Origin of the sequence: Nostoc sp. (assembly GCF_036917515.1) — a bacterium.
Taxonomy (GTDB): domain Bacteria; phylum Cyanobacteriota; class Cyanobacteriia; order Cyanobacteriales; family Nostocaceae; genus Nostoc.
Genome location: NZ_JBALDE010000201.1, coordinates 36059 through 57048, shown reverse-complemented (window position 1 = coordinate 57048; position 20990 = coordinate 36059). Strand labels below are relative to the sequence as shown.

Below are 20990 nucleotides of genomic sequence, written 5' to 3'. Positions count from 1 at the left end.
TATGAATAAATACGAATATCAAATTGGCGGCAGTCTCAAAGTCGATGCTCCTAGCTATGTAGAACGGCAGGCTGATTTTGAGCTTTATAATGCTTTAATTCAAGGTGAATTTTGTTATGTATTTAGTTCCCGACAAATGGGTAAATCTAGCTTACGGTTACAAATAAGGCATCGGTTAGAACAAGCAGGCTATAGTTGTGCTTCTATCGACATGACTCGCATCGGCAACGGCAATATTACTCCTGGTCAGTGGTATAAAGGCATAGTGGTTGACTTATTAAGGAGCTTTAATCTCTTTAGCAAAGTTAATTTAAAAGCCTGGTGGTCGGAGCGTGAAGATTTACCTGCATTACAGAGATTGAGTCAGTTTGTTGAAGATATTTTATTAGTTGAGCTAAAAACTGAAAAAATATTTATTTTTATTGATGAAATTGATAGTGTTTTAGGTTTGAATTTCCCTGTTGTCGATTTTTTTACTTTAATTCGCTCCTGCTACAATCAGCGAGCAGAAAATCCAGAATATAACCGCCTAACTTGGGCACTGTTTGGAGTAGCAACACCTTCAGATTTGATTGCCGATCGCAACTGTACCCCATTTAATATTGGTAAATCTATTGAACTGCACGGCTTTAACTTATCAGAAGTTCAGCCATTAGCAGCAGGGTTAGAAACTAGAGTAGCTAATCCGATGGCGGTTATCAAAGAAATTTTGGCTTGGACAAATGGTCAGCCGTTTCTTACTCAAAAGCTTTGTCAGATAGTCGTACAAGAAAGAACCTCTGGAAGCAAAAATGTTGAAGAACAGAGAAGCTTAGAAGTTGATGAGCGTTATAAACTGGATAACCATTTACCAATTATTAATCAACATCTGATAAATTTTTATTACCAATTTACCTTGTTAATTTTAGAAAAACTAGTGCAAACCCATATTATTGAGAAATGGGAAGCAAAGGACGATCCAGAGCATTTGAAGACAATCCGCGATCGCCTACTGATAAATGAGCAGCGTACTGGAAGTTTGCTAGGACTGTATCAGCAAATTTTACAAGGAATTCAGATAGCTTGTGATGATGGAGAAGAACAAATAGAGCTGCTGTTGTCGGGTTTAGTAACCAAGCAGCAAGGGCAACTAATAGTAAAGAACCGGATTTACCAAGAGGTTTTTAACCAAATTTGGGTAGAAAAACAACTAGCAAAATTACGACCCTACTCCCAAGCATTCAACGCTTGGGTAGCCTCAGATCGCTGTGATAATTCCCGACTATTACGCGGGACAGCTTTACATGAAGCTCTAGCTTGGTCGCAAGGCAAAAGCTTGAGCGATCTTGATTATCAGTTTTTAGCTGCTAGCCAAGAATGCGATCGGCGAGAAGTTGAGACATGGTTAGAAGCAGAACGAACTAAAGAAGTTAAAGCTCGACTAGTTCAAGAGCAAAAAGCAGCTAGATTTCAAAGATTATTTTTTCTAGGCGCGTTCGGTTGGGCATTGATAGTTGTTTTAGGATTGGGAATGCTCACTTTCGAGTATAAAAAACACTGTTCAACGACCTCAAAGCAATTACTACATTATCCGTAATACCAATTCGTAATTTGCAAGAGATGCTACTTCGTTATCAGTGTCTAGAATTTTATGAGGAACCGCAAGGGTGCACTGGCTCTCTTACAATAATTTTATTTTTACTTTATAAATAGCCTATTAACTCGGCTTTATCCATTTTTTTCCCAACGGGATCACTTAAACTGAAATTTTTATGGGATATTAGTTTTACTTTTTTAACTTCATCGATAATCTGTGAGGTGGAAAAATTATTTGCCAAAAAGCTAGGATTTTTGCTGGATAAAGAAAACTGAGTCTTAATTTTGGATAAAGTCGAGCTTAAGAGTTAATTTTATTTTGAACTAATTCAAAAAAATCTAAAATCTCTTTAGTTGAGCGAATATGATAAACACTTTTGCTGCTTTGAGCTTGTTTGATATATTCACGATACTTTGGAGTCAAAAATTTGTGGCATAACCAAAGCGCACGGTAACTTTTAAGCGAACTTTTCAATATAGGACTATTTTGTGGCCAGCCTTCAGGTGGTTGAAAATAACCTGTGATGAATCGCTTAGTTACCCACCAAACATGGACATATAGTGGTAAATCAACAAAAATCAGAGTATCTGCCTCGTCAAGTCTTGGCCAGAGTGTTTCCATGCAACCAAAACCGTCAATAATCCATCTTTGAGTTTGTAAAATTTCCTGATGGATATGCTTGTAGTCTTCATGAGTAACTTCAGCACCTCTAGCGACATACTTTATCTTGTCCAAAACGTGAAGTGGTAAACCAGTAATTTCTGATAATTTCTTACTCAGAGTTGATTTACCACCTCCAGCATTGCCAAATACCGCTACTTTTTTCATAGCCATTTTCGTTTTAGGGCAATATAGTTCAATAGGCAACAAGGCTTGTCAAGAAAGAATAGAAATTTATTTTATAATATTTAAATGATACATAGAGTAGTGCAAAAATGTACTATTTTATTCCTGACACCATCTACGCTATTTTATTACTACTAAAGAAAACTCAGATAATTGCATCCAATTAACTAGCAATTCTAAGAATAGTTATATTTGCGATCGTTTGTTCAATGATTTGTGCTGGGATAGCTGTCTCTATTGCTTTGAATATTTCGTACTTTGTATCTTGAGAGACAGCAGTGAAAATTCTTTGAGATGCGTCACACTTTTTTCTATTTTTGGGAATTATAGCTTGATTACATGAATTTGAGCCTTAACTGAACTGTATTGGTTTATAACAAACCCTCTATCTCAGCAAATTTCCGCAACCGTGGTAGACACTGACGTTGATAGAAACTGCTTAATGTCGCAATTGGCAGCCGAAAGTCTTGAGATAATTCTTTCCAGCTAACTTCCGGAGGTAAGCGTTTGAGAATTAATACCTGACAATTTACGTCTGGACGCCCTTTAATGTGAGTACTACGTAGTTCCATATCTGAATCTGTCTTCACCCATATATCCAGGTTTTCCAAAATGGGAGGGGCTTGGGGGGTAGCTGGTATATTATCTATCGGGTCAATAGTTTCACCAATCTCACCTGACTTAGACTGACGAACCCCAAAGGAGACTGTTGTGGCTTGTTCCCGGTTTTGGTTGAGATAAAAGTCTTGTAGTCTGCGTTTTAGGTAAGCATCTAACCAATTAATTACACTACCTTGAGTGGAGTCATAGGCTTGACCTGTCAGACCATCACAAATGTTGCGGCAGAAATACAACCAAGTTTGTTGCAATGCGTCTTGATAGTAGGGAGTATTTTCCTTCCATAGTTTACCTTGTGTCAAACGAATGATTTGCGTGAGCAACTTCTGACGTTGACGGCTTCCAGGTGAATGTCTACGAGCTTCGGCAACTAAGGATGTTAGCTGTTCATTTAGATCCTCCTTAACTGAGGTGCTAAACAACAGATGCTTGACTTTCTGGTTTACTGGTAGTGAATGACTCTGAATATCTAAATCAGTAGTAACATCTTCTACAGTCAAAGAGTTGTTGCTCACATCATCAGTTTTAACAGCAATGCTATCCATATTTCCTTCCTCAGATACCTGAATACAGCCATGAATTGTTTCTTCAGACGGGATAAAATCTTGGTTTATACTATTTTTTCGCATCTTATTTTCTTTGCTGAAGTTTCTTTTTTCTGTATACTTTGCAGACTTGATGCAGTAGCAAAGCGTCTCTTTGCTTGATTTTTGATGCTATCTATCATTATTTGTCAGATATTAGAGGTGATAACAGCATGGTTGCAATGGGCAATACACTTTTGTTCACCGACTCAATTCAATCCACATAATCAACTCAGTAAGAGAACATAATTAAATGTAAAATGCAAATCAGAAGAACCTGTTACTGTTGGGGTTTTCCGTTCTGCTTCTACTTATTAGACGTTCTTGAGGTTTTGGATTGAAGTTTATGACCATACTTTTAATTTAAGTGAATCACTTACTTTTTAACAGTATGAAAAAGTCATAATTAGTCAGGAATTTTGCTGTCAAAGTTTTATTAAGTTATGTAAAAAATATCGATAACGTCAGAAAAAATCTTTTTTCCCACCTGTGTTAGCAGTTTTAGATTAGAAATCTTGACTAAAAATATCTGCCAGCAATCTCAGACTACTTATTCATTTATAGAACTTTTGATACAGAATACTTTAAAGCTTGCTGAAATGCTGTTAGTATGAGGTGATATTGCGGACACTGGCACAATGGAATTCCCGTCCGTTTAACTCCAGATAATTGACAGTTATTTCCACAGCTATGTCCTGACCATCTTGAGTTAGTTGAGTAGACTCAAAAGTGAGAGAGCCTTTTTGTCTAACTTCCTTCCAGTGCGATCGCCAAGCAACTGTCGAAAAATTTGGATCTATATCGTAAACAGTCATGGTCAACAATTGGGTGCGGGAGTAGCCAAGATGACAACAGGCGGCTTCATTCACGTAAACTAGCTGGGCATCCGAATTTACAAAAAAGATAGAATCCTTAAATTTATCTAGATAAAACTGACTAAGGCGCAGTGCTGACTCGGCTTTTTGGCGATCGCTAATTTCCTGTTGCAAAAGTATATTTTGCTCGGTCAGTTGTTTTTGCAACCTTCGGATAGTCAAGTTATTTTCTACACGGGCAAAAACTTCTTCTTCACTAAAAGGTTTGGTAATATAATCCACTCCTCCGACAGCAAAAGCTTTAACTTTGTCAAAAACTTCATCCAAGGCGCTAATAAAAATCACCGGAATGTCGCGGGTTTTCTGTGAGGCTTTCAAGTGTTGACAGACTTCATAGCCATTCATTTCTGGCATCATAATGTCAAGCAATATCAAATCAGGCGGTGCAGCTTCTGCTGTTTTCAAAGCTGTTTGTCCGTTAATCACTCTCCGAATTTCATACCCAACCTGAGTTAGCATAGCGGATAAAAGTCGCAGATTGTCGGGTGTATCATCAACAACAAGAATATTTGCTTTTGGTAGCTGAACTTGATGGTTGTCCATATTTATCAGAACTAATTTATTAAAAAAGAATTCAGGAATCAGAAATCAGAATTCAAAATTTAATTGGAGTCCGACTGGTGAATGAATGGGTTTAGTATAGGATCCCCACCAAATCTTCTAATGCATTTGCTACACAAAAATTTAGTGGTTTCTAATTAGTGGCAAGTCTTAATCCCCACTTTCTTGTTCTGACTCCTGAATTCTGATTCAAAAATCATTTTTTACTGTTGTGTTAAATCAATAACTTTATCAATACGAAAGTTATTAACCCAATCAGACAGAGTGTTTGTCAAAAGAGCAGATTCTTCAGGAATTTGCTCAAGCAAGCTAAAAATCAGCTTTTCATCAGTACATAGTGCTGCTTGGTGTAGCTGTGCTACCCACTCAGTGGGCATCTGAGCCAGCATCTCTTCTAATGATAAAAGTTTAAGGTCGGAATTTTCGGTAAATTCGTCTTTTTGAAGGGGTTTTTCTGCATATACATAACGCACCCCCAAATATTTAGACATCATATTCAAGATTACTTCTTCTCGGAATGGCTTACGCACAAAATCGTTGCAGCCTGCCGATAAAACCACAAAGCGTTCCTCATCAAAAGCACTAGCAGTTAGGGCAATAATGACAGTAGCTTGACCCTTTAAAGTAGCTCTGATTTGTTTAGTGGCTTCATATCCATCCATCACAGGCATCCGCATATCCATCCAAATTAGTTGCGGTTCCCAAGTTTCCCAAAGAGTCACCCCTTCTTGACCATTTTCAGCATGACGAACCTCAAATCCAAGGGATACCAGCATCTTGACTAAGAGTTCGCGATTTTCCCATTTATCTTCAACTACTAAGATTCGGTATTTTGGTTGATTAGACTCTAAACCAATTACTCGTCGTTTTAGCTGTCGAATTGGAGCTTCAGCTACTTCTGCTAGACTAATTTGGAGATCAAAAGAAAAAATCGTTCCTTGGCCCAAAGTACTGCTAACAGTAATACTTCCCCCCATTAAATGCACAAATTGTTGGCTAATAGTTAAACCCAAACCTGTTCCTTGCTGGGATTTTCGACCTGCTTCTGTTTGAACGAAGGGCTTAAATAACTTTTCAATTTCAGTAGGTGGAATCCCTGGGCCAGTGTCTTCGACTTCAAAATAAAGCCAGAAGAATGAGGGATAGGAGTTTTTTCTTACTTGTGCCCCTTCTTGTTGCTGTAGTTTACTTTTTTCCTTGATCCTAACTCGTAAACTGACGCCGCCTTCTTGAGTAAATTTGATAGCATTACCAAGGAGATTAATCAAGATTTGACGTAATTTACTTTCATCTGTTTGCACATATTTAGGAACTTCAGGTCTACGCTCAAACATCAACTGTAAACCTTTGGATTCCGCTTTAATTTGAAACATCTCTTCCAGTGAGTCAAGTAGAGTGTACAAGTCAAAGCTATTGTTGTTCAGTGTCGTTAAACCCGCTTCAATTTTAGACATTGACAACACATCATTAATCAAGGTAAGCAAATGCTCTCCACTGCGACTAATAATTTCTAAATGTTCCAACTGAGAAGCATTGATAGAAGAATCGCGGGTCATTAGCTGAGTAAAGCCGAGGATGCTGTTAAGAGGAGTACGAAGTTCGTGACTCATGTTTGCCAGAAATTCGCTTTTAGCACGGTTGGCAGTTTCGGCTTCTTTGGCTTTTACCTCCAATCTATGGCTGTAATTCTCTAACTGTTCGCCAGAGATTTTTAACTGTCGCGTTAGCCAAGACACTCCAATCAATAGAAATCCCATTGATAAGAATCCCACTAGCATCATCGTCCCTGCTAATCGACGAGCCGGCGCAAAGGCTTCTTCCTGGTTCATCTCTACCATTAAGGCAAGGTCTTGGTCATTGAGCCAGTGATATACCCCAATTACTAACACTCCGGCATAGTTTGGATAAAGTCCTTGACCACTAATTCCACCCATTGCTGCATCAATACCTTGGCTGCTAACTCCTTGAGAAAAATCCGGTGTTTTATCTTTATCTTTAGAAATAAAAGCGTTTTTAGTTACTAAAGAACCAACTAAATAAGTTTCACCACTCTTACCCAAGCCTGTACGTTCCCGGACAATCTGATCTATTTTGTCTAAATTCAAATCAGCTAATAGAACACCTTGGCGTACCTTTGCTGCATCACGTATGGGCGTTGCAAAAGTAACTGATGGCTTCCCAGTAATAGGTGAGGCATAGAAGATGGGGGCAAAAGAGTCTCCTGGCTGAATCTGTTCAATATAGGTGATGTTAGCTGAAATTTCATATTCACCTTCACGTTGTTTGTTAGTAGATAAAATAATTCGATTACTCCGATCAAGAATGGAAATTTCTCCAAGACTTGGCTTTATTTCCGCCATGTTTGCGAGATAATCTGAGAGAATTTTGTAAGCTTGACGATAATTTGTGTCACCCGCTTGGGAATTTAAAAGTATTTGAAAATTATTTTGTACGTCTGGAAACTGAGTTACTAGGAGAAAGTCTCGTTCTTGGTCTTCAAACCAACGGGTAATTTCTTCTTCTTTCAAGGTGGCAGCAGCACTGAGTCGTTCAAAAGCAGCTTGCTTTAGAGCTTCCCTGGCATTGAGGAAAGCAAATCCTCCTACTACACCTACAGTCACCAAGGATAGAAATAAGAAGGAACTGGCAACTTTAACAGTTAAGTGCTGATTCCATAACTTCATATATTTACAAGTTGTTTCTTCTTTTAAAGATATTTATCTTTTTTATTATTTCTGCAGATAAGTTATTCCTTTATTTAATATAGATAATCATTGATTACCACTGAGCAAAAATTTGTTTAATCTGCTTAATTGCCTCATCAGTTGCTTGCTCTGAAGAAATTTTATCTACAATTATTCGATTAAGAGCTTTTCCCCAGATATTCTCCTCTAATACTACGCTGTATGCCGGGTTTTGGACATAATAAAACAACCGCGTTGAACCTTCCGTCACCGTCTCGATCGCAGTTGAAATGTGTGTGTCAGCTGGGTTTTTCCAAAATGGGTCTTGCAAAAGTGTCTTGATGACTGGTAAATTACAGCCTCCAGTAGCTTTCAGATACTTACCTATCACCTGTGATTGAGTGAGATATGCAAGAAAATTCAAAGCTTTTTTCTGTTGCTGGGAATCGGCGAATAAAACTGCTTGCCTAAGTGTGAGTAGATAACGCATTGGTTTGCCGTTGGGTTTGTTGGGAAATTTTAAGATGCCAAGCTTATTGCGATAGGTGTCGGGATCTTGACGGACAGAGCAAGGGATTGAGAGCGTATTATTAGGAGTCATCACCACCATACGGTTAAGCAAGTTGCGATTATTATCTGGATTTAACCAATTGAGTGCATCTGGTGGCACATAACCTTGTTGATAAAATTTGGTATACCAATCTAATACCTGGACAATTTTTTGTCTCACCTTTGGGTCATCGATCAGGAGTTTACCCTGAGAGTCGAGAATTTGCACATCGTATGCTTCTAAAATATGCTCAAAAAAGATGTAGGTATCTGAAGCTCCAGTAGAGAAAGGAAAACCTAACCCATAAATACGCTGTTTTTGCTTTTTTGCCCGCAGATCGTTCTGTACTTTTTTCCAAAATTCCCAAAAACTATCCCAATCTTTGGGGATATCGCTTTCGCTGCGACCTATTTGCTCTAGCAAGTCTCGCCAGTAGAAAATGTGAACTGTTGCCTGATTGATTGGAACTGCATAGTAGCTTCGCTTTTTGGCAGCATTATTATAATAATTAACAGCTTGCAGAGCATATTCAGGATAAAGATTTTTGACTGGCTCAATTACATCCGTTACATCCGCCAGCTTTCCTTCCCAAGCCAAATGCGGATTCAAAGCTCTCTCAGCGCCGTAACTCATCATAATATCGGGTTGATTACCCGCCTGAATGGCTCTACGCGCCTTCTGCGGTAGCTCATCGCCGATATAGAAGGAAAGCTTGACTTGATTACCAGTTTGTTTTTCCCAGTTGCTCACCAACTGCTGGATTGCTTCATCCTCATCGACAGTAAAACCTTTATCCCACCAAATCTTTAAAACAGTGTTGTCAGTAGGTGAATGGGTGACTGAAGATTGTTTTAATTGAGAGGTATTAGTACAAGCAATGATTATCAAACTGAGTGTCAATACGATCAACACATATCTGCGATAATGGTGAGATTGTGCCCGATTCTGAGAGCCTTTAGCAATTTGACTAGCTTTTCTTTTAAATGTCATTTTTGTAAAAGCTTACTGCCATTGGTCAAAAATTTGCTTAATCCGAGCGATCGCTTCATCAGTTGCTTGCTCTGGGGAAATTTTATCTACAACAATTTGATTGAGAGCCTTACCCCAAACATTATCTTTTAAAACTCGGCTATAAGCTGGGTTTTGGACAATATAAAATGGGCGCGTTGAACCTTCGATTAATGTCTTAGCAGCAGTTGAAATGTGTGGATCATCTGGGTTTGTCCAAAAAGGGTCTTTCCAATTTGGTTTCATCACTGGTAGATACCGACCTCCAGCAGCTTTAATGTAGTTTCCTATCGTTGATGGTTGAACTAAATACCTGAAAAACTCCTTGGCTGTCTTCTGGTTGTCAGACTCAGCAAACAAAATTGCGGCATTAACTGCGACTAAGTAGCGCATAGGCTGTCCATTAGGTTTGTTGGGAAACGGTATAGTGCCAAGCTGATGACGATAAATCTCAGGGTTTTGACGCACAGCCGCCGGAATTGAAAGAGTGGTGTTGGGTGTCATCACCACAGCGTGGTTGAGCAAGCTGCGGTTATTATCTGGATTTAACCAATTGACTGCATCCGGTGGAACGTAGTTTTGCTGGTAAAATTTGGCATACCAATCTAAGCTTTTAACAATTGAGCCTCGCACGTTGGGGTCTTCGAGGCGAAGCTGACCTTTAGAGTCTAAAATTTGCACATTGTATGCTTCTAAAATCTGCTCAAATATGTAATAAGTATCCGCAGAAGCAACGGAGTAAGGAAAACCTAACCCGTAAATTTTTGGATTTTGATTCTGTTTTGGCTGTGCTTGTAAATCATCTTGCACTTGTTTCCAAAATTCCCAAAAAGTATCCCAATCTTTAGGGATATCTTTTTGACTTTGACCAACTTGTTTTAATAAATCGTGCCAATAGTGAATATGAATTGTTAACTGATTAATTGGGACTGCATAATAGCTACGATTTTTAGCAACATTGTTATAAAAATGAACAGCTTCTAGTACACTATCAGAATAAAGACTTTTGATCGGCTCAAGAACATCCGAAATATCTGCAAGTTTACCATCCCACGCCAGATGTGGTATCAGTTCCCTTTCAGCACTGCTACTCATCACAATGTCAGGCTGATTGTGCGCCTGAAGTGCCCTGTTAGTCTTCTCGGATAGTTCATCGTTAGTGTAAAAGGTCAGCTTGACTTTTTTACCACTTGCTTTTTCCCAGTTGCTAATCAGCAGCTTGAGCGCCTCATCCTCTTCTAAATTAGAACCTTTATCCCACCAAATCCTTAAATCTGTAGTTTCACTGGATAACTTATTAAGTGGGGAAGGGGAGGATTGATATGTGTTATTGCAAGCAACAATTATTAAACAGAGGATTAATGCTATAAGTGCGTAGCCACGGTTGGTTAGTCTTGGTACTACGCTAAAAGCATCCTTAGCTCTCTGCTGATTCTTCAAGACTTGAGTAATCTGACTAGCTTTTTTTCTGGACACCACACTTCTAGAGCTTATATTTAAACTGAATAGATATACTCAATTTAAGGCTTTTTGTCGATCTCTCAATAATTTATAAGCGATCGCTTTTGGAAATGGGCAATTGCTTGCTCTTGGCGGGAAACGAAGCACATTACATCGCCTCACTATTTGCACTGATTGGAGTAATTATTCTATCGCGTGGTTTAATAATTCCATTAATGAATCGAATACGAGGTGCCTAATATAGCACCTCGCATTCTGAAGATTTCTATTTGACTATGGCGTAGAGGATTAAACAACTAGAAAGTTGTTTTGACTTAGTGACACTCCACCAGATAGTTGTGCAAATTTTACCTGAGTAAATCCACCCGCACTACCATCTTGGTCAAAGTATAGTTCACCTGTAGTATTGTTATAAATAAATCGCTGATTGCTCGTTGTTGCAGATGCTCCAAGGGTAAAAGAGCTAGCTGAGAGTAAACCTGGTAATAACGCGCCACCAAAACCAGCAGCCGATACCTGAATCAGTTCATTAGTCGCGTTGAAGTTATAAATGCTATCGACGCCTTCATTGAAACTATTGAAAACAAAGGTATCAGTACCAGCTCCTCCATAGAGGTTATCATTACCTTTGCCACCTTTGAAGGTATTTTTACCAGAGGCACCGGAGGCTGTGAGAGTATCATTACCATCGCCTCCATCCAGTAGATTATTGCCTGATGAGTAGTCAACAATCAAGCGATCATCATTAGCACCACCATTGAGCGTGTTATTCCCAGAGACAGTATAAGCTCCGTATGAGGAATATAAGGAGGCTGAACCAGCGGCTGTCAGAGTATCATTGCCATCGCCCCCAGAGAGTAAGTTATTGCCTGATGAATAGTTAGTAACTAAGTTATCGTCACCAGCGCCACCATTGAGGGTATTCTTACCAGAGATCGCATCGAGATAAAAATCGCCTCGGTAGTCGTCATAGGAGCCAGAGACGTTAATATAATCATTATCATTACCACCAGAGAGCGAATTATTACCATTTGAATAGTCAGCACTCAAGTAATCCTTACCTGCACCGCCGAGAATCGTGTTATTTCCACGTCCCCCAGCGAGGGTATCGTTGCCATTGCTCCCCACAATCAAATCATCGTAGTTTGTACCTGAGATATTTAATTGTTCAATATTCTTGTAGCTAACCTGATTCGGGCCTGCTGTAATCGAACCAGTATTAGTAGCAGCATTGAATGTCGTTGTGATTCCCTGGCTGATAGAATAGTTATAGAAGGACAACAAATCGTCACCTTTGCCTCCATCTATAGTATCTTTGCCGCGATCGCCTCCGGTGAGTGTATCGTTGCCATTGCCCCCCACAATCAAGTCATCGTAGGCTGTACCTGAGATATTTAATCGTTCAATATTCTTGTAGCTAACCTGATTCGTGCCTGATGTAATGGAACCAGTGTTAGTAACAGCATTGAATGTCGAAGTGATTCCCTCACTTCCGCTAGACTTACTGTAATAATAGGCTTCCAATAAATCATCACCTTTTCCGCCATCGATAGTATCATTGCCACTACTAATCCCGTAGAGCGAAAGGGTATCGTTGCCATTACTTCCCACAATCAAGTCATTGTAGACTGTACCTGAGATATGTAATCCTTCGATATTCTTGTAGTTAATCAGATCCGTGCCCACCCTAATCGAGCCAGTGTTAGTAGCAGCATTGAATGTTGTTGTGATTCCCCCACTAGGATAGATATACGAAACGCTCAACAAATCGTTACCCGTCCCCCCATCTACTGTTTGAGTCGCTAAGGAAGGTGGGGAAGTATATAAAACGAAAGAGAAAGAATCATTACCATTCCCTCCATTGAAAATGTTATTACCAAACGTGCCCTGGGCTTTTTTATCGTCGTAGTAGCCAGAGGCAAAGAAAGAATCATTGCCATCTTCTCCATTGAGGATGTTATCGCCTGTTGAATAGTTAACACTCAATTGATCGTCACCAGCACCACCATTGAGAGTGTTATTGCCGGAGGTAAAAGAGGCGGAATAGTCATAATCGCCAGAGGCACTAAGAGAATCATTGCCATCTCCTCCATTGAGGATGTTATCGCCTGTTGAATAGTTAGCATTTAATTGATCGTCACCAGCACCACCGTTGAGGGTGTTATTGCCATCCGTTTTAGACACAGAGAGATTATCATTGCCATCTTCTCCATTGAGGATGTTATCGCCTGTTGAATAGTTAGCATTTAATTGATCGTCACCAGCACCACCGTTAAGGATGTTATCGCTTGTTGAATAATCAACATTTAAGCAATCATTACCTTCACCACCAAAAATCGTATCATTGCCATAATTTAAATCATTGCCACTACTGCCTCCGAAGAGTAAATCGTTACCATTACTACCGACAATAAAGTCAGCGTAGGTTGTACCTCTAATTTCTAATTGTTCAATATTGTTGTAGTTAATCTGATTTGTGCCAGCCCTAATTGAACCAGTGTTAGTAGCAGCATCGAAACTCGAAGTGATTCCTTTAGTAGCACTGGTGTAATATACAGACAAGTAATCCTCACCAGTTTCTCCATTTACGCTTTGAGTCGTTAAAGAAGAAGGGGCAGTTTTTGAGGCGGACAAATAGAAGGTGTCATTACCAGCACCTCCATTTAGAGTGTTTCTACCCTGGACTTCATCTGCGTAAAAAGAATCATCGCCGTCTTTGCCTGAAACCGTATTGTTGCCAACAGAATAGCTAATATCAAGGTAGTCATCCCCAGCATCTCCACTGAGAATGTTATTTCCAGAAGAATAGGCAGCATCAAGGGTATCATTTCCCTCATCACCTTGCACCAGGTTATTACCAGTACCACCACGCAAGGAGTCGTTATCTGTACCACCACGCAGGGAGTCGTTATCTGTACCACCAAGGAGAGTATCATTCCCTGCACCACCAATGAGGGTATCATTTCCGGCATCACCGCTTAAAAGATCGTTGCCATTTTTGCCATCGATGATATCATCACCCACTTTAGCGTTAATTGTATCTGCATCCTGACTACCTAGTAGAGTATCTTTACCGTTGGTTCCAATGATATTCACCATAACTTTTATCTTCCTAAATCGATTTTTTGAGTAACTTCAGCTATTAGCTTGTTGTTAATGTTATTTATGGACACATAGAAATTGCCGAGAGTTAATGCTTTCGACATACTTTTATGTCACCCTTGAGGGCTAGCAATTTTCTCGAAGATTTACCTTATTGATAAGCTTGTAAGTAAAACTTATCTAACTGACTTGAAAAAGGCAGGAGGTTCAAAGTTAATTTCTTTACCTAATTCCCTATTTCCTTTTTCATTCGTTATTTGTGTACCCGTTAATAATGCTATTTACGACTATCTAAGTCTTAAGCATTGTCCATATTTATGAGCGTGTATTTAGGAAAACAGATGGTTTCACACTTTCTCTATCATTCTTGATCCGCAAATCAACCCAGCCATTACTGACAAAGTGTCAAAAAATCAAGCTTGAATACCTAAAATCCACACTTCATATTTTTCATCAAAACGTAGCCCTACTATCGTAAATATAGAGAATAATTCACTTTCGATAGGGAAAGAATTTTTATGCAGTTGTTGTGGGCTATCGCCCGTGGGTGCGTAGCTTTAAAATAGGGAAGATGTAAATAACACTTTGATAACCATATCTGAATATTTACTGAGATGTCCACACTTGAAGACATATCTTTGCATACTCTTCACATTATTTGCTAATCAGTATAATGTCAGTACTTATCTTTATGTATTCTTCATGTATTCTTCATGTTTTGATAGCCACTAATCTTCAGATACAGCAGCTAAACAGCAGCTAAATGGTTGTTTTATTTGCTTGTGTAGCGTGTCGTCCCCCTAGTAGACAAGCAAGCTGTAAGAGTTTTTGAAATCTGGAGTTATGCTGCGAGGTTATGACGACGAATCATAGGAGTTGAAAGCGATCGCTGTAGAACATTGGCACGTTATTAAAAGCTATTTAGGGATAACTACCTCCACCAAACATACTCCTGTAGCGTAGGCGTAGCTGATCGTAGAAATCGCCCAACTATTAAGGACGATGGATTAGAAACTGGACTATATTGGTAGATTTTGAACAAAAATAGATTTTTATAAAAAAATAGTCGCCACCGTAATGAAGGCCTAAGTAGAGTGACATAAATAATTGTAATTAGAACAAGGCAGGAGGTAGGAGGCAAGGGGCAGAAGGGAAGAAGTTTTTAGCTATTTTGCCTTTGACTGATATAGTTAAGTTTATTTGTGTCTTCTTACTTATTAAACAATGGATTTCTTTGATTGTGCCAATTAAAAAAAAGAATGCAATATCAATATATAGATAAGACCCCTCCTCAAAATATCGGGGAGAATGCGCGTTATATATAGCAAAAATTTTTTAAATTGGCATCAGTATAGTATTCATACAAGTGGTAGTATAAGTCAAATAGTACTTGTATATATATAAATTTATTGCCCTTCACTTAATGGATTCTTCATACAATCAGTATGATATACAGTTACGACCGTTTTTGTTTGTGTATCGATTTAACGCAATACATGCTTCTTATTTAAGTAGACAAAGAAAATAGTTATGTCATATTCAAAGCTCAGTCAGTGCTATTTTCTTTTGGCAACACTAACTTAACTATAAGAGTATGATCGCTCGCGATCGCATCCTTCCTTATGATGTGATCCGTCGTTTACGGCTGGGTGCATTGCGAATCCCCATTGCCAAAGGTACTGGTGGATCTCTGCACGCGAGCTGTTTGAGAGCGTTATTGAGGTAATGCACAAACTCTAATTATTTCAAAGCTCGTGCGATCGCAAACTATGAGATACGAGATCGACTGCACATCACAGCCAATGCGAGGATTCTTGTAGGTTAACCACCTTGTATGGTAATTTCTGAGATTGTTAAATAAATGTAAAGAAGAAGTTGGCATTGCATAAATTTTGCTTTATAGCTTGATGAATTAACTAAGAAGCTAAAAAGTTGAAGGTACAAGATTGAAAACATCTTGTTATCTCATTAATTAGTTGATTCAACAACAACATAGTTCTTCTACAGGAGAAAAAATGAGTACATTAGAGCAAAGTCTTAGTCAATTTCGAGCTTTACCAAAACCAGAGTCATCTCGATTAATTGACTTTGAAGAAGCAGAAATTCGTCCTGGTATAGTAAGTGACACTTATATTTTAGTTGTCCGAGGGACGAAACCATACTTGAATTTGGAAGTGAATCTTGTACCACTTGTATATGTCCAGCAACCTGAATATTGGGGAGTTGAGGTTGTTGGCACTTTGCCTGGAATCGGACTACCAGCTACCACATCTTATACAGTTTCGCTGCCAATAGACGGTATTCGTGGCAAACAAGGTGTTGAAGTTATTGGTGCTAATGGTTCCAAGCAACTGCCTTTTCTAGATGTTAAGTATTCCTAATTCCCAATATGAATATGTGTAGAACCACCATCTTAAAAGCTGTTACAAAAGCATAAAAAACGCCCGAAACTTTATTTTCAGGCTAATAGCTCAAGTTGGTTTAAACGGACTAAGAATACTTTATTAGTCCATTTAAACCAATTCTTGCTATTAGAGGTTGTTTGAAAAGTCTCATTTATTACTTGCCTCAGTGATTGGAAATCACGCCAACACAGTCAAAACCTACTTTTGCAGGGGGTTAAAAACCCTTGTTTTGTATTAGTCCACGGAGATGGACGAGAGTTTGTGCAGTCGCAAATTCTATTCACCCAATACTTTTAAAACATCCTCTTAGCTAGGTAGAGTTAACCCTCTTTAATCACTATCGGTAAAGAACAATTTAAAACCCTTATTTTTCATGACTTTTATCAATTTAGACGTAGGTTGGGTTGAGGAACAAAACCCAACACCCAAAGACCTTAGAAAAGTTGGGTTTCACTTTGTTCAACTCAACCTACATTTATTTTTCTTTACCTAAAGTGATAGAAGAGGGGTTAAAATACTGAAATCTCAATGACAAATTCTGTTCCTTTGCCAAGCACAGAATTGCAACTCAACCGCCCATCATGGGTTTCTTCGACAATTTGACGAGCGATCGCACACATCCTGTTGAGCAATTAGGAAACTTGCAATTTTCCCCGTTGACTTCAGTTGAGCTAAACAATTTTCTAAATCAGATTTTAGTCCAAATGGGATCTGATAGCGGTCTTCAGCATTTTTTGCAATCAATTTAATTACAATATCTGACAACACATGCGGAATCTCTTCACTTTTGAACGCCAGTTGCTTCTCCCAAGGGGAGACGCTGCGCGTAGCTTGCTTCCCCGAAGAGGTACAAGTCGGCAGAGCCGACGACAGTCGCCTCAAGTCGGGAAACCCGCCCACAGCGCTGTCTCCCCAACACACTGGCTCCTTTCGACTTTTGACTTCCGCCTTGCGGTACTAGCGTCTGGTAACAAGTAAAATAATCTTTGAGAGAAATCCCACCAAAATCTTCCATTACCAACGGATAACCATTTTGATACGCCTCCAGACTGTAGGTTTGGACGATTGCAGATGAGTTAAGATTTTTGGCAATTGTGTACTGATTGCGAAACTGCAACAGATCGCTGAAACTGGGATATGAATTTTTTAGTAGTTTAATTACTACAGGTAATGAATTAGTCTCTCGATACCCCCCGATAAACTAGAGTTCTGGAACCATTGTAGATTTCTTTAGTTATGTTGTATCCGGGAATACTCACCATACTGCTAAACTCTGGTGATTTCTGAATTTATTGTTCCCAAATCAGTAACGCCGGTTTATGTGTATTTTTTGAGACAACTCACAGGGGCAAATCATCGCAGTAGATAGAACTGTATTTGATGTCCCAAACTCAAAGGCGAATAGCCGTTCAGAAACGAGAACATCTTGCTAGAAAAAAGAAAAGTTGTTAGGAAAGCCTTAAATAATACTCAAAGAAGAAACAAAAGGAAAAAGGTGAGAAAAAACCCATCTCCTCAGAATCGATATGATAGATAAGTAAACAAAATTTAAAAATTATTTATCGAATGGTAGATCAATTATCTGGCTTGCCCAAGGTCAAAGATTATGTAACACAAAAACTCTTCTTGGGTAATGAACCAAATGCGGAGTTAATTGCAATTCTCACCGTTTACTTTGTCCAAGGAATTTTAGGGTTATCGCGTCTAGCCGTTAGCTTTTTTCTCAAAGATGAACTACTCCTGAGTCCAGTCCAGGTATCGACGCTAGTGGGAATTGTCTTCCTACCTTGGATGATCAAGCCAGTGTTTGGTTTTATCTCTGATGGCTTGCCTATATTTGGCTATCGTCGCCGTCCTTACTTGATTTTATCCGGGATACTAGGAACTGCTTCTTGGGTGAGTCTGGCCACAATAGTTCATACTAGCTGGGCAGCTACATTAGCGATCGCTCTAGGTTCTCTCTCCGTTGCCATGAGTGATGTCATCGTTGACTCGCTGGTTGTAGAACGAGCCAGAGACGAATCGCAAGCAAAAGCCGGTTCACTACAATCTCTGTGCTGGGGTGCTTCGGCAATTGGAGGTTTAATAACAGCCTACTTTAGCGGTCTGCTGCTCCAATACTTTACTACCCGTACCGTCTTTGAAATTACCGCTTTATTTCCTCTGATCGTTTCAGGGGTAGCTTGGTTAATTGCTGAGTCCCCCGTTAGCCAAGATGCTCAAGATAGTAATCAGACCAATTTACCAATCAAACATCAGCTGGGGCAGCTACGCCAAGCCATTAGCCAAAAAACAATTTGGCTACCAACAGCGTTTATCTTCATCTGGCAAGCTACTCCAAATGCTGACTCAGCCTTTTTCTACTTCACTACCAACGAACTGCACTTTGAACCAGAATTTTTGGGGCGGGTGCATTTGGTAACAAGTTTCGCTTCTTTAGCAGGTGTTTTGATTTTTCAACGTTTTCTCAAAAGCATCCCTTTTCGCGTGATTTTTACTTGGAGTACTGTCCTTTCCTCAATTTTGGGGATGACAATGCTGTTGTTAGTGACTCACACAAACAGGCTATTAGGTATAGATGACCACTGGTTTAGTTTGGGTGATAGCCTGATTCTAACTGTGATGGGTAAAATTGCCTTTATGCAAGTGATGGTGCTAACAGCAAGGCTTTGTCCTTCTGGTGTGGAAGCGACGTTATTTGCTTTGTTAATGTCAATCTATAATTCAGCAGGAAGCGTTTCTCATGCATTCGGGGCATTAATCACATATTGGCTGGGAATCACCGCAACAAACTTTGAGTCACTTTGGCTCTTAGTGGTAATTACTAACCTCAGCACACTGTTACCCCTACCATTTATCAACTGGCTACCTGCTACTGATGAGCAAACTGAGACATCAAAAGCTGGGGAACAAGGGTTTTTACCAGATTTGATGTCTGAGTTGGTATTGAGAGAACCAGAGTCGGAAATAATGGAATAGTGTAATAAATTTCATGCTTGGTTGTATTTAGCAAAAAATCGTAGCGTTTTTAAACCCAAAGTAAACGCAGAGGAGCGCAGAGTTTTGCTTGATTTAATTCACTAAGAATTAATGAAATGTTGTACTAAGTTGAACCAGTGCGTTGCCTTCACGTTGTAGTAACTAGCATAGTAAAGCTGCAAAAAAATTATTTTGAGTAGCTACATATTTTTGTCCAAGATAACAAGAAGAAACAAAGTATATGCATTCTAAAAGTCAAGAAAGCCCAGTTACAGAAAAATCTTACACCCGTGCAGACTGGCAAGGAGGATATCAATCTCTTACCCAAGAGCATGATTATTGGATTGATGATATAGAAGGGCAAATTCCTAGAGAGCTACAAGGTACACTGTTTAGAAATGGGCCCGGTTTGCTGGATGTGAATGGGCAACTTCTTCATCACCCGTTTGATGGGGATGGGATGATTAGCAAAATTACCTTTACCAACGGGCGCGCTCATTTTCGCAACCGCTTTATCCGCACAACTGGTTATTTGGCAGAGCAAAAGGCGGGAAAAATTCTCTATCGTGGTACTTTTGGTACTCAAAAACCTGGCGGTTGGTTAGCTAATATCTTCGACTTCAACCTCAAAAATATCGCTAATACAAATGTTATCTATTGGGGTGGTAAACTGCTAGCACTCTGGGAAGCGGCAGAAGCATATCGCCTCGATCCTTATACTCTTGAAACGCTGGGAAATGAATATTTTAATGGTGCTTTGTCAGCAGGTGAAGCTTTCGCTGCACATCCCCGCGTGGAAAACAATTGTTACCAAGATGGGGGCGCACCTTGCCTAGTAAATTTCTCGATTAAGCTAGGATTATCTACTACAATTACTATTTTTGAGCTAAACCCAGCAGGTAAAATTATCAGACAGCACGCTCATAATATTCCAGGTTTCTGTTTCATCCACGATTTTGTCATTACTCCCAATTACTGCATCTTCTTTCAAAATCCTGTCACCTTTAATCCCATACCTTTCGCCTTGGGAATACGTGCGGCGGGAGAATGTATTAAATTTCAGCCAAATCAGCCAACTCAAATTATAATTATTCCCCGCTTCCCGAAACAAGGGCAAGAAAAGATAAAAATTTTGGAAACTCAGTCGGGTTTCGTCTTCCACCACATTAATGCTTTTGAGGTAGAAGACAAAATTTTGATTGACTCCATTTGCTACCAATCTTTCCCAGAAGTAGAACCCGAAAGCGATTTTCGACAAGTTGATTTTGAGGCACTTTCACCTGGGCAACTTTGGCGATTTTATCTGAATTTAAAGAATGAAACAGTCCGGCGGGAATTGATTGATGGCCGCTGTTGTGAATTTCCCAGCATACATCCGGCAAATGTCGGACGCCCTTATAGATATCTATATATAGGTGCGGCTCATGGGGAAACTGGTAATGCTCCCTTACAAGCATTGCTGAAAATTGATTTAGAGTCTTTTAAAAAACAATCTTGGAGTGCTGCACCCCGTGGTTTTGTTAGTGAACCGATTTTTGTCCCGCGCCCAGGTTATGAAAAGGAAGATGATGGTTGGATATTGGCTTTGGTTTATGATGCTGCTCATCACCGCTCAGATTTAGTAATTTTGGATGCTAGTGATTTCTCTAAAGGAACAATTGCACGCCTACATCTCAAGCATCATATCCCCTATGGTTTGCATGGAAGCTTTACTTCTGAAGTTTTTGAGGAAATTTGATTT

Annotated in this window: 12 protein-coding genes and 1 pseudogene; 4 read left to right on the top strand and 9 right to left on the bottom strand. The window is 39.4% G+C overall.

Annotated elements, in window-relative coordinates:
* Position 1 precedes the first annotated feature (1 nt).
* On the top strand, positions 2 to 1576 hold the full coding sequence (locus tag V7K89_RS26600) for an AAA-like domain-containing protein (protein WP_335192547.1): 1575 nt from the start codon (positions 2 to 4) through the stop codon (positions 1574 to 1576).
* Between the two features lie 300 nt (positions 1577 to 1876).
* Here V7K89_RS26600 and V7K89_RS26595 read toward each other — a convergent pair whose 3' ends face one another.
* The 7 genes from V7K89_RS26595 to V7K89_RS26565 form a co-directional block, all read right to left on the bottom strand.
* Positions 1877 to 2446: an adenylate kinase gene (locus V7K89_RS26595; RefSeq protein ID WP_335192545.1), complete on the bottom strand. Its 570-nt coding sequence runs from the start codon at positions 2444 to 2446 to the stop codon at positions 1877 to 1879.
* A 347-nt stretch (positions 2447 to 2793) separates the two neighbouring features.
* Positions 2794 to 3462 carry a sigma-70 family RNA polymerase sigma factor gene (locus tag V7K89_RS26590; RefSeq protein ID WP_335192570.1) on the bottom strand — a complete coding sequence of 223 codons (669 nt, stop codon included), beginning with the start codon at positions 3460 to 3462 and terminating at the stop codon, positions 2794 to 2796.
* Positions 3463 to 4229: 767 nt separating this feature from the next.
* Positions 4230 to 5042, bottom strand: a complete 813-nt coding sequence (locus V7K89_RS26585; RefSeq protein WP_335192542.1) for a response regulator — start codon at positions 5040 to 5042, stop codon at positions 4230 to 4232.
* A 221-nt stretch (positions 5043 to 5263) separates the two neighbouring features.
* Positions 5264 to 7744 (bottom strand): hybrid sensor histidine kinase/response regulator, encoded by a 2481-nt coding sequence (locus V7K89_RS26580; RefSeq protein ID WP_335192540.1) that lies wholly within the window; start codon positions 7742 to 7744, stop codon positions 5264 to 5266.
* A gap of 94 nt (positions 7745 to 7838) precedes the next feature.
* Entirely contained in the window at positions 7839 to 9284 is a 1446-nt protein-coding gene (locus V7K89_RS26575; RefSeq protein ID WP_335192538.1) for an ABC transporter substrate-binding protein, read from the bottom strand.
* A 12-nt stretch (positions 9285 to 9296) separates the two neighbouring features.
* On the bottom strand, positions 9297 to 10778 hold the full coding sequence (locus V7K89_RS26570) for an ABC transporter substrate-binding protein (protein WP_335192536.1): 1482 nt from the start codon (positions 10776 to 10778) through the stop codon (positions 9297 to 9299).
* A gap of 273 nt (positions 10779 to 11051) precedes the next feature.
* On the bottom strand, positions 11052 to 13862 hold the full coding sequence (locus V7K89_RS26565; protein ID WP_335192534.1) for a beta strand repeat-containing protein: 2811 nt from the start codon (positions 13860 to 13862) through the stop codon (positions 11052 to 11054).
* A gap of 2018 nt (positions 13863 to 15880) precedes the next feature.
* Between V7K89_RS26565 and V7K89_RS26560 the strand changes: the two genes are divergently transcribed.
* On the top strand, positions 15881 to 16246 hold the full coding sequence (locus V7K89_RS26560; RefSeq protein ID WP_335192533.1) for a hypothetical protein: 366 nt from the start codon (positions 15881 to 15883) through the stop codon (positions 16244 to 16246).
* Between the two features lie 533 nt (positions 16247 to 16779).
* On the opposite strand, the gene V7K89_RS26555 is transcribed toward V7K89_RS26560, so the two are convergent.
* On the bottom strand, positions 16780 to 16902 hold the full coding sequence (locus tag V7K89_RS26555) for a hypothetical protein (protein WP_335192531.1): 123 nt from the start codon (positions 16900 to 16902) through the stop codon (positions 16780 to 16782).
* A 341-nt stretch (positions 16903 to 17243) separates the two neighbouring features.
* Positions 17244 to 17532 (bottom strand): annotated as a pseudogene (locus tag V7K89_RS26550) (hypothetical protein); the annotation flags it as partial.
* Positions 17533 to 17836: 304 nt separating this feature from the next.
* Here V7K89_RS26550 and V7K89_RS26545 point away from each other — a divergent pair.
* Both V7K89_RS26545 and V7K89_RS26540 read left to right on the top strand, forming a co-directional pair.
* The gene (locus tag V7K89_RS26545) at positions 17837 to 19249 is read left to right on the top strand and encodes a folate/biopterin family MFS transporter (RefSeq protein ID WP_335192529.1); all 1413 of its coding nucleotides are present in this window, start codon (positions 17837 to 17839) and stop codon (positions 19247 to 19249) included.
* 241 nt (positions 19250 to 19490) lie between these two features.
* Complete coding sequence (locus V7K89_RS26540) at positions 19491 to 20987, top strand: carotenoid oxygenase family protein (RefSeq protein ID WP_335192527.1); 1497 nt, start codon at positions 19491 to 19493, stop codon at positions 20985 to 20987.
* The last annotated feature ends 3 nt before the right edge of the window (positions 20988 to 20990 follow it).

What these genes read in the sequence shown, in the direction of transcription:
- V7K89_RS26560 (WP_335192533.1), top strand. Translation starts at nt 15,881, where the DNA reads ATGAGTACATTAGAGCAAAGTCTTAGTCAATTTCGAGCTTTACCAAAA.
- V7K89_RS26600 (WP_335192547.1), top strand. Translation starts at nt 2, where the DNA reads ATGAATAAATACGAATATCAAATTGGCGGCAGTCTCAAAGTCGATGCT.
- V7K89_RS26545 (WP_335192529.1), top strand. Translation starts at nt 17,837, where the DNA reads ATGGTAGATCAATTATCTGGCTTGCCCAAGGTCAAAGATTATGTAACA.
- V7K89_RS26585 (WP_335192542.1), bottom strand. Translation starts at nt 5,042, where the DNA reads ATGGACAACCATCAAGTTCAGCTACCAAAAGCAAATATTCTTGTTGTT.
- V7K89_RS26540 (WP_335192527.1), top strand. Translation starts at nt 19,491, where the DNA reads ATGCATTCTAAAAGTCAAGAAAGCCCAGTTACAGAAAAATCTTACACC.
- V7K89_RS26575 (WP_335192538.1), bottom strand. Translation starts at nt 9,284, where the DNA reads ATGACATTTAAAAGAAAAGCTAGTCAAATTGCTAAAGGCTCTCAGAAT.
- V7K89_RS26580 (WP_335192540.1), bottom strand. Translation starts at nt 7,744, where the DNA reads ATGAAGTTATGGAATCAGCACTTAACTGTTAAAGTTGCCAGTTCCTTC.
- V7K89_RS26565 (WP_335192534.1), bottom strand. Translation starts at nt 13,862, where the DNA reads ATGGTGAATATCATTGGAACCAACGGTAAAGATACTCTACTAGGTAGT.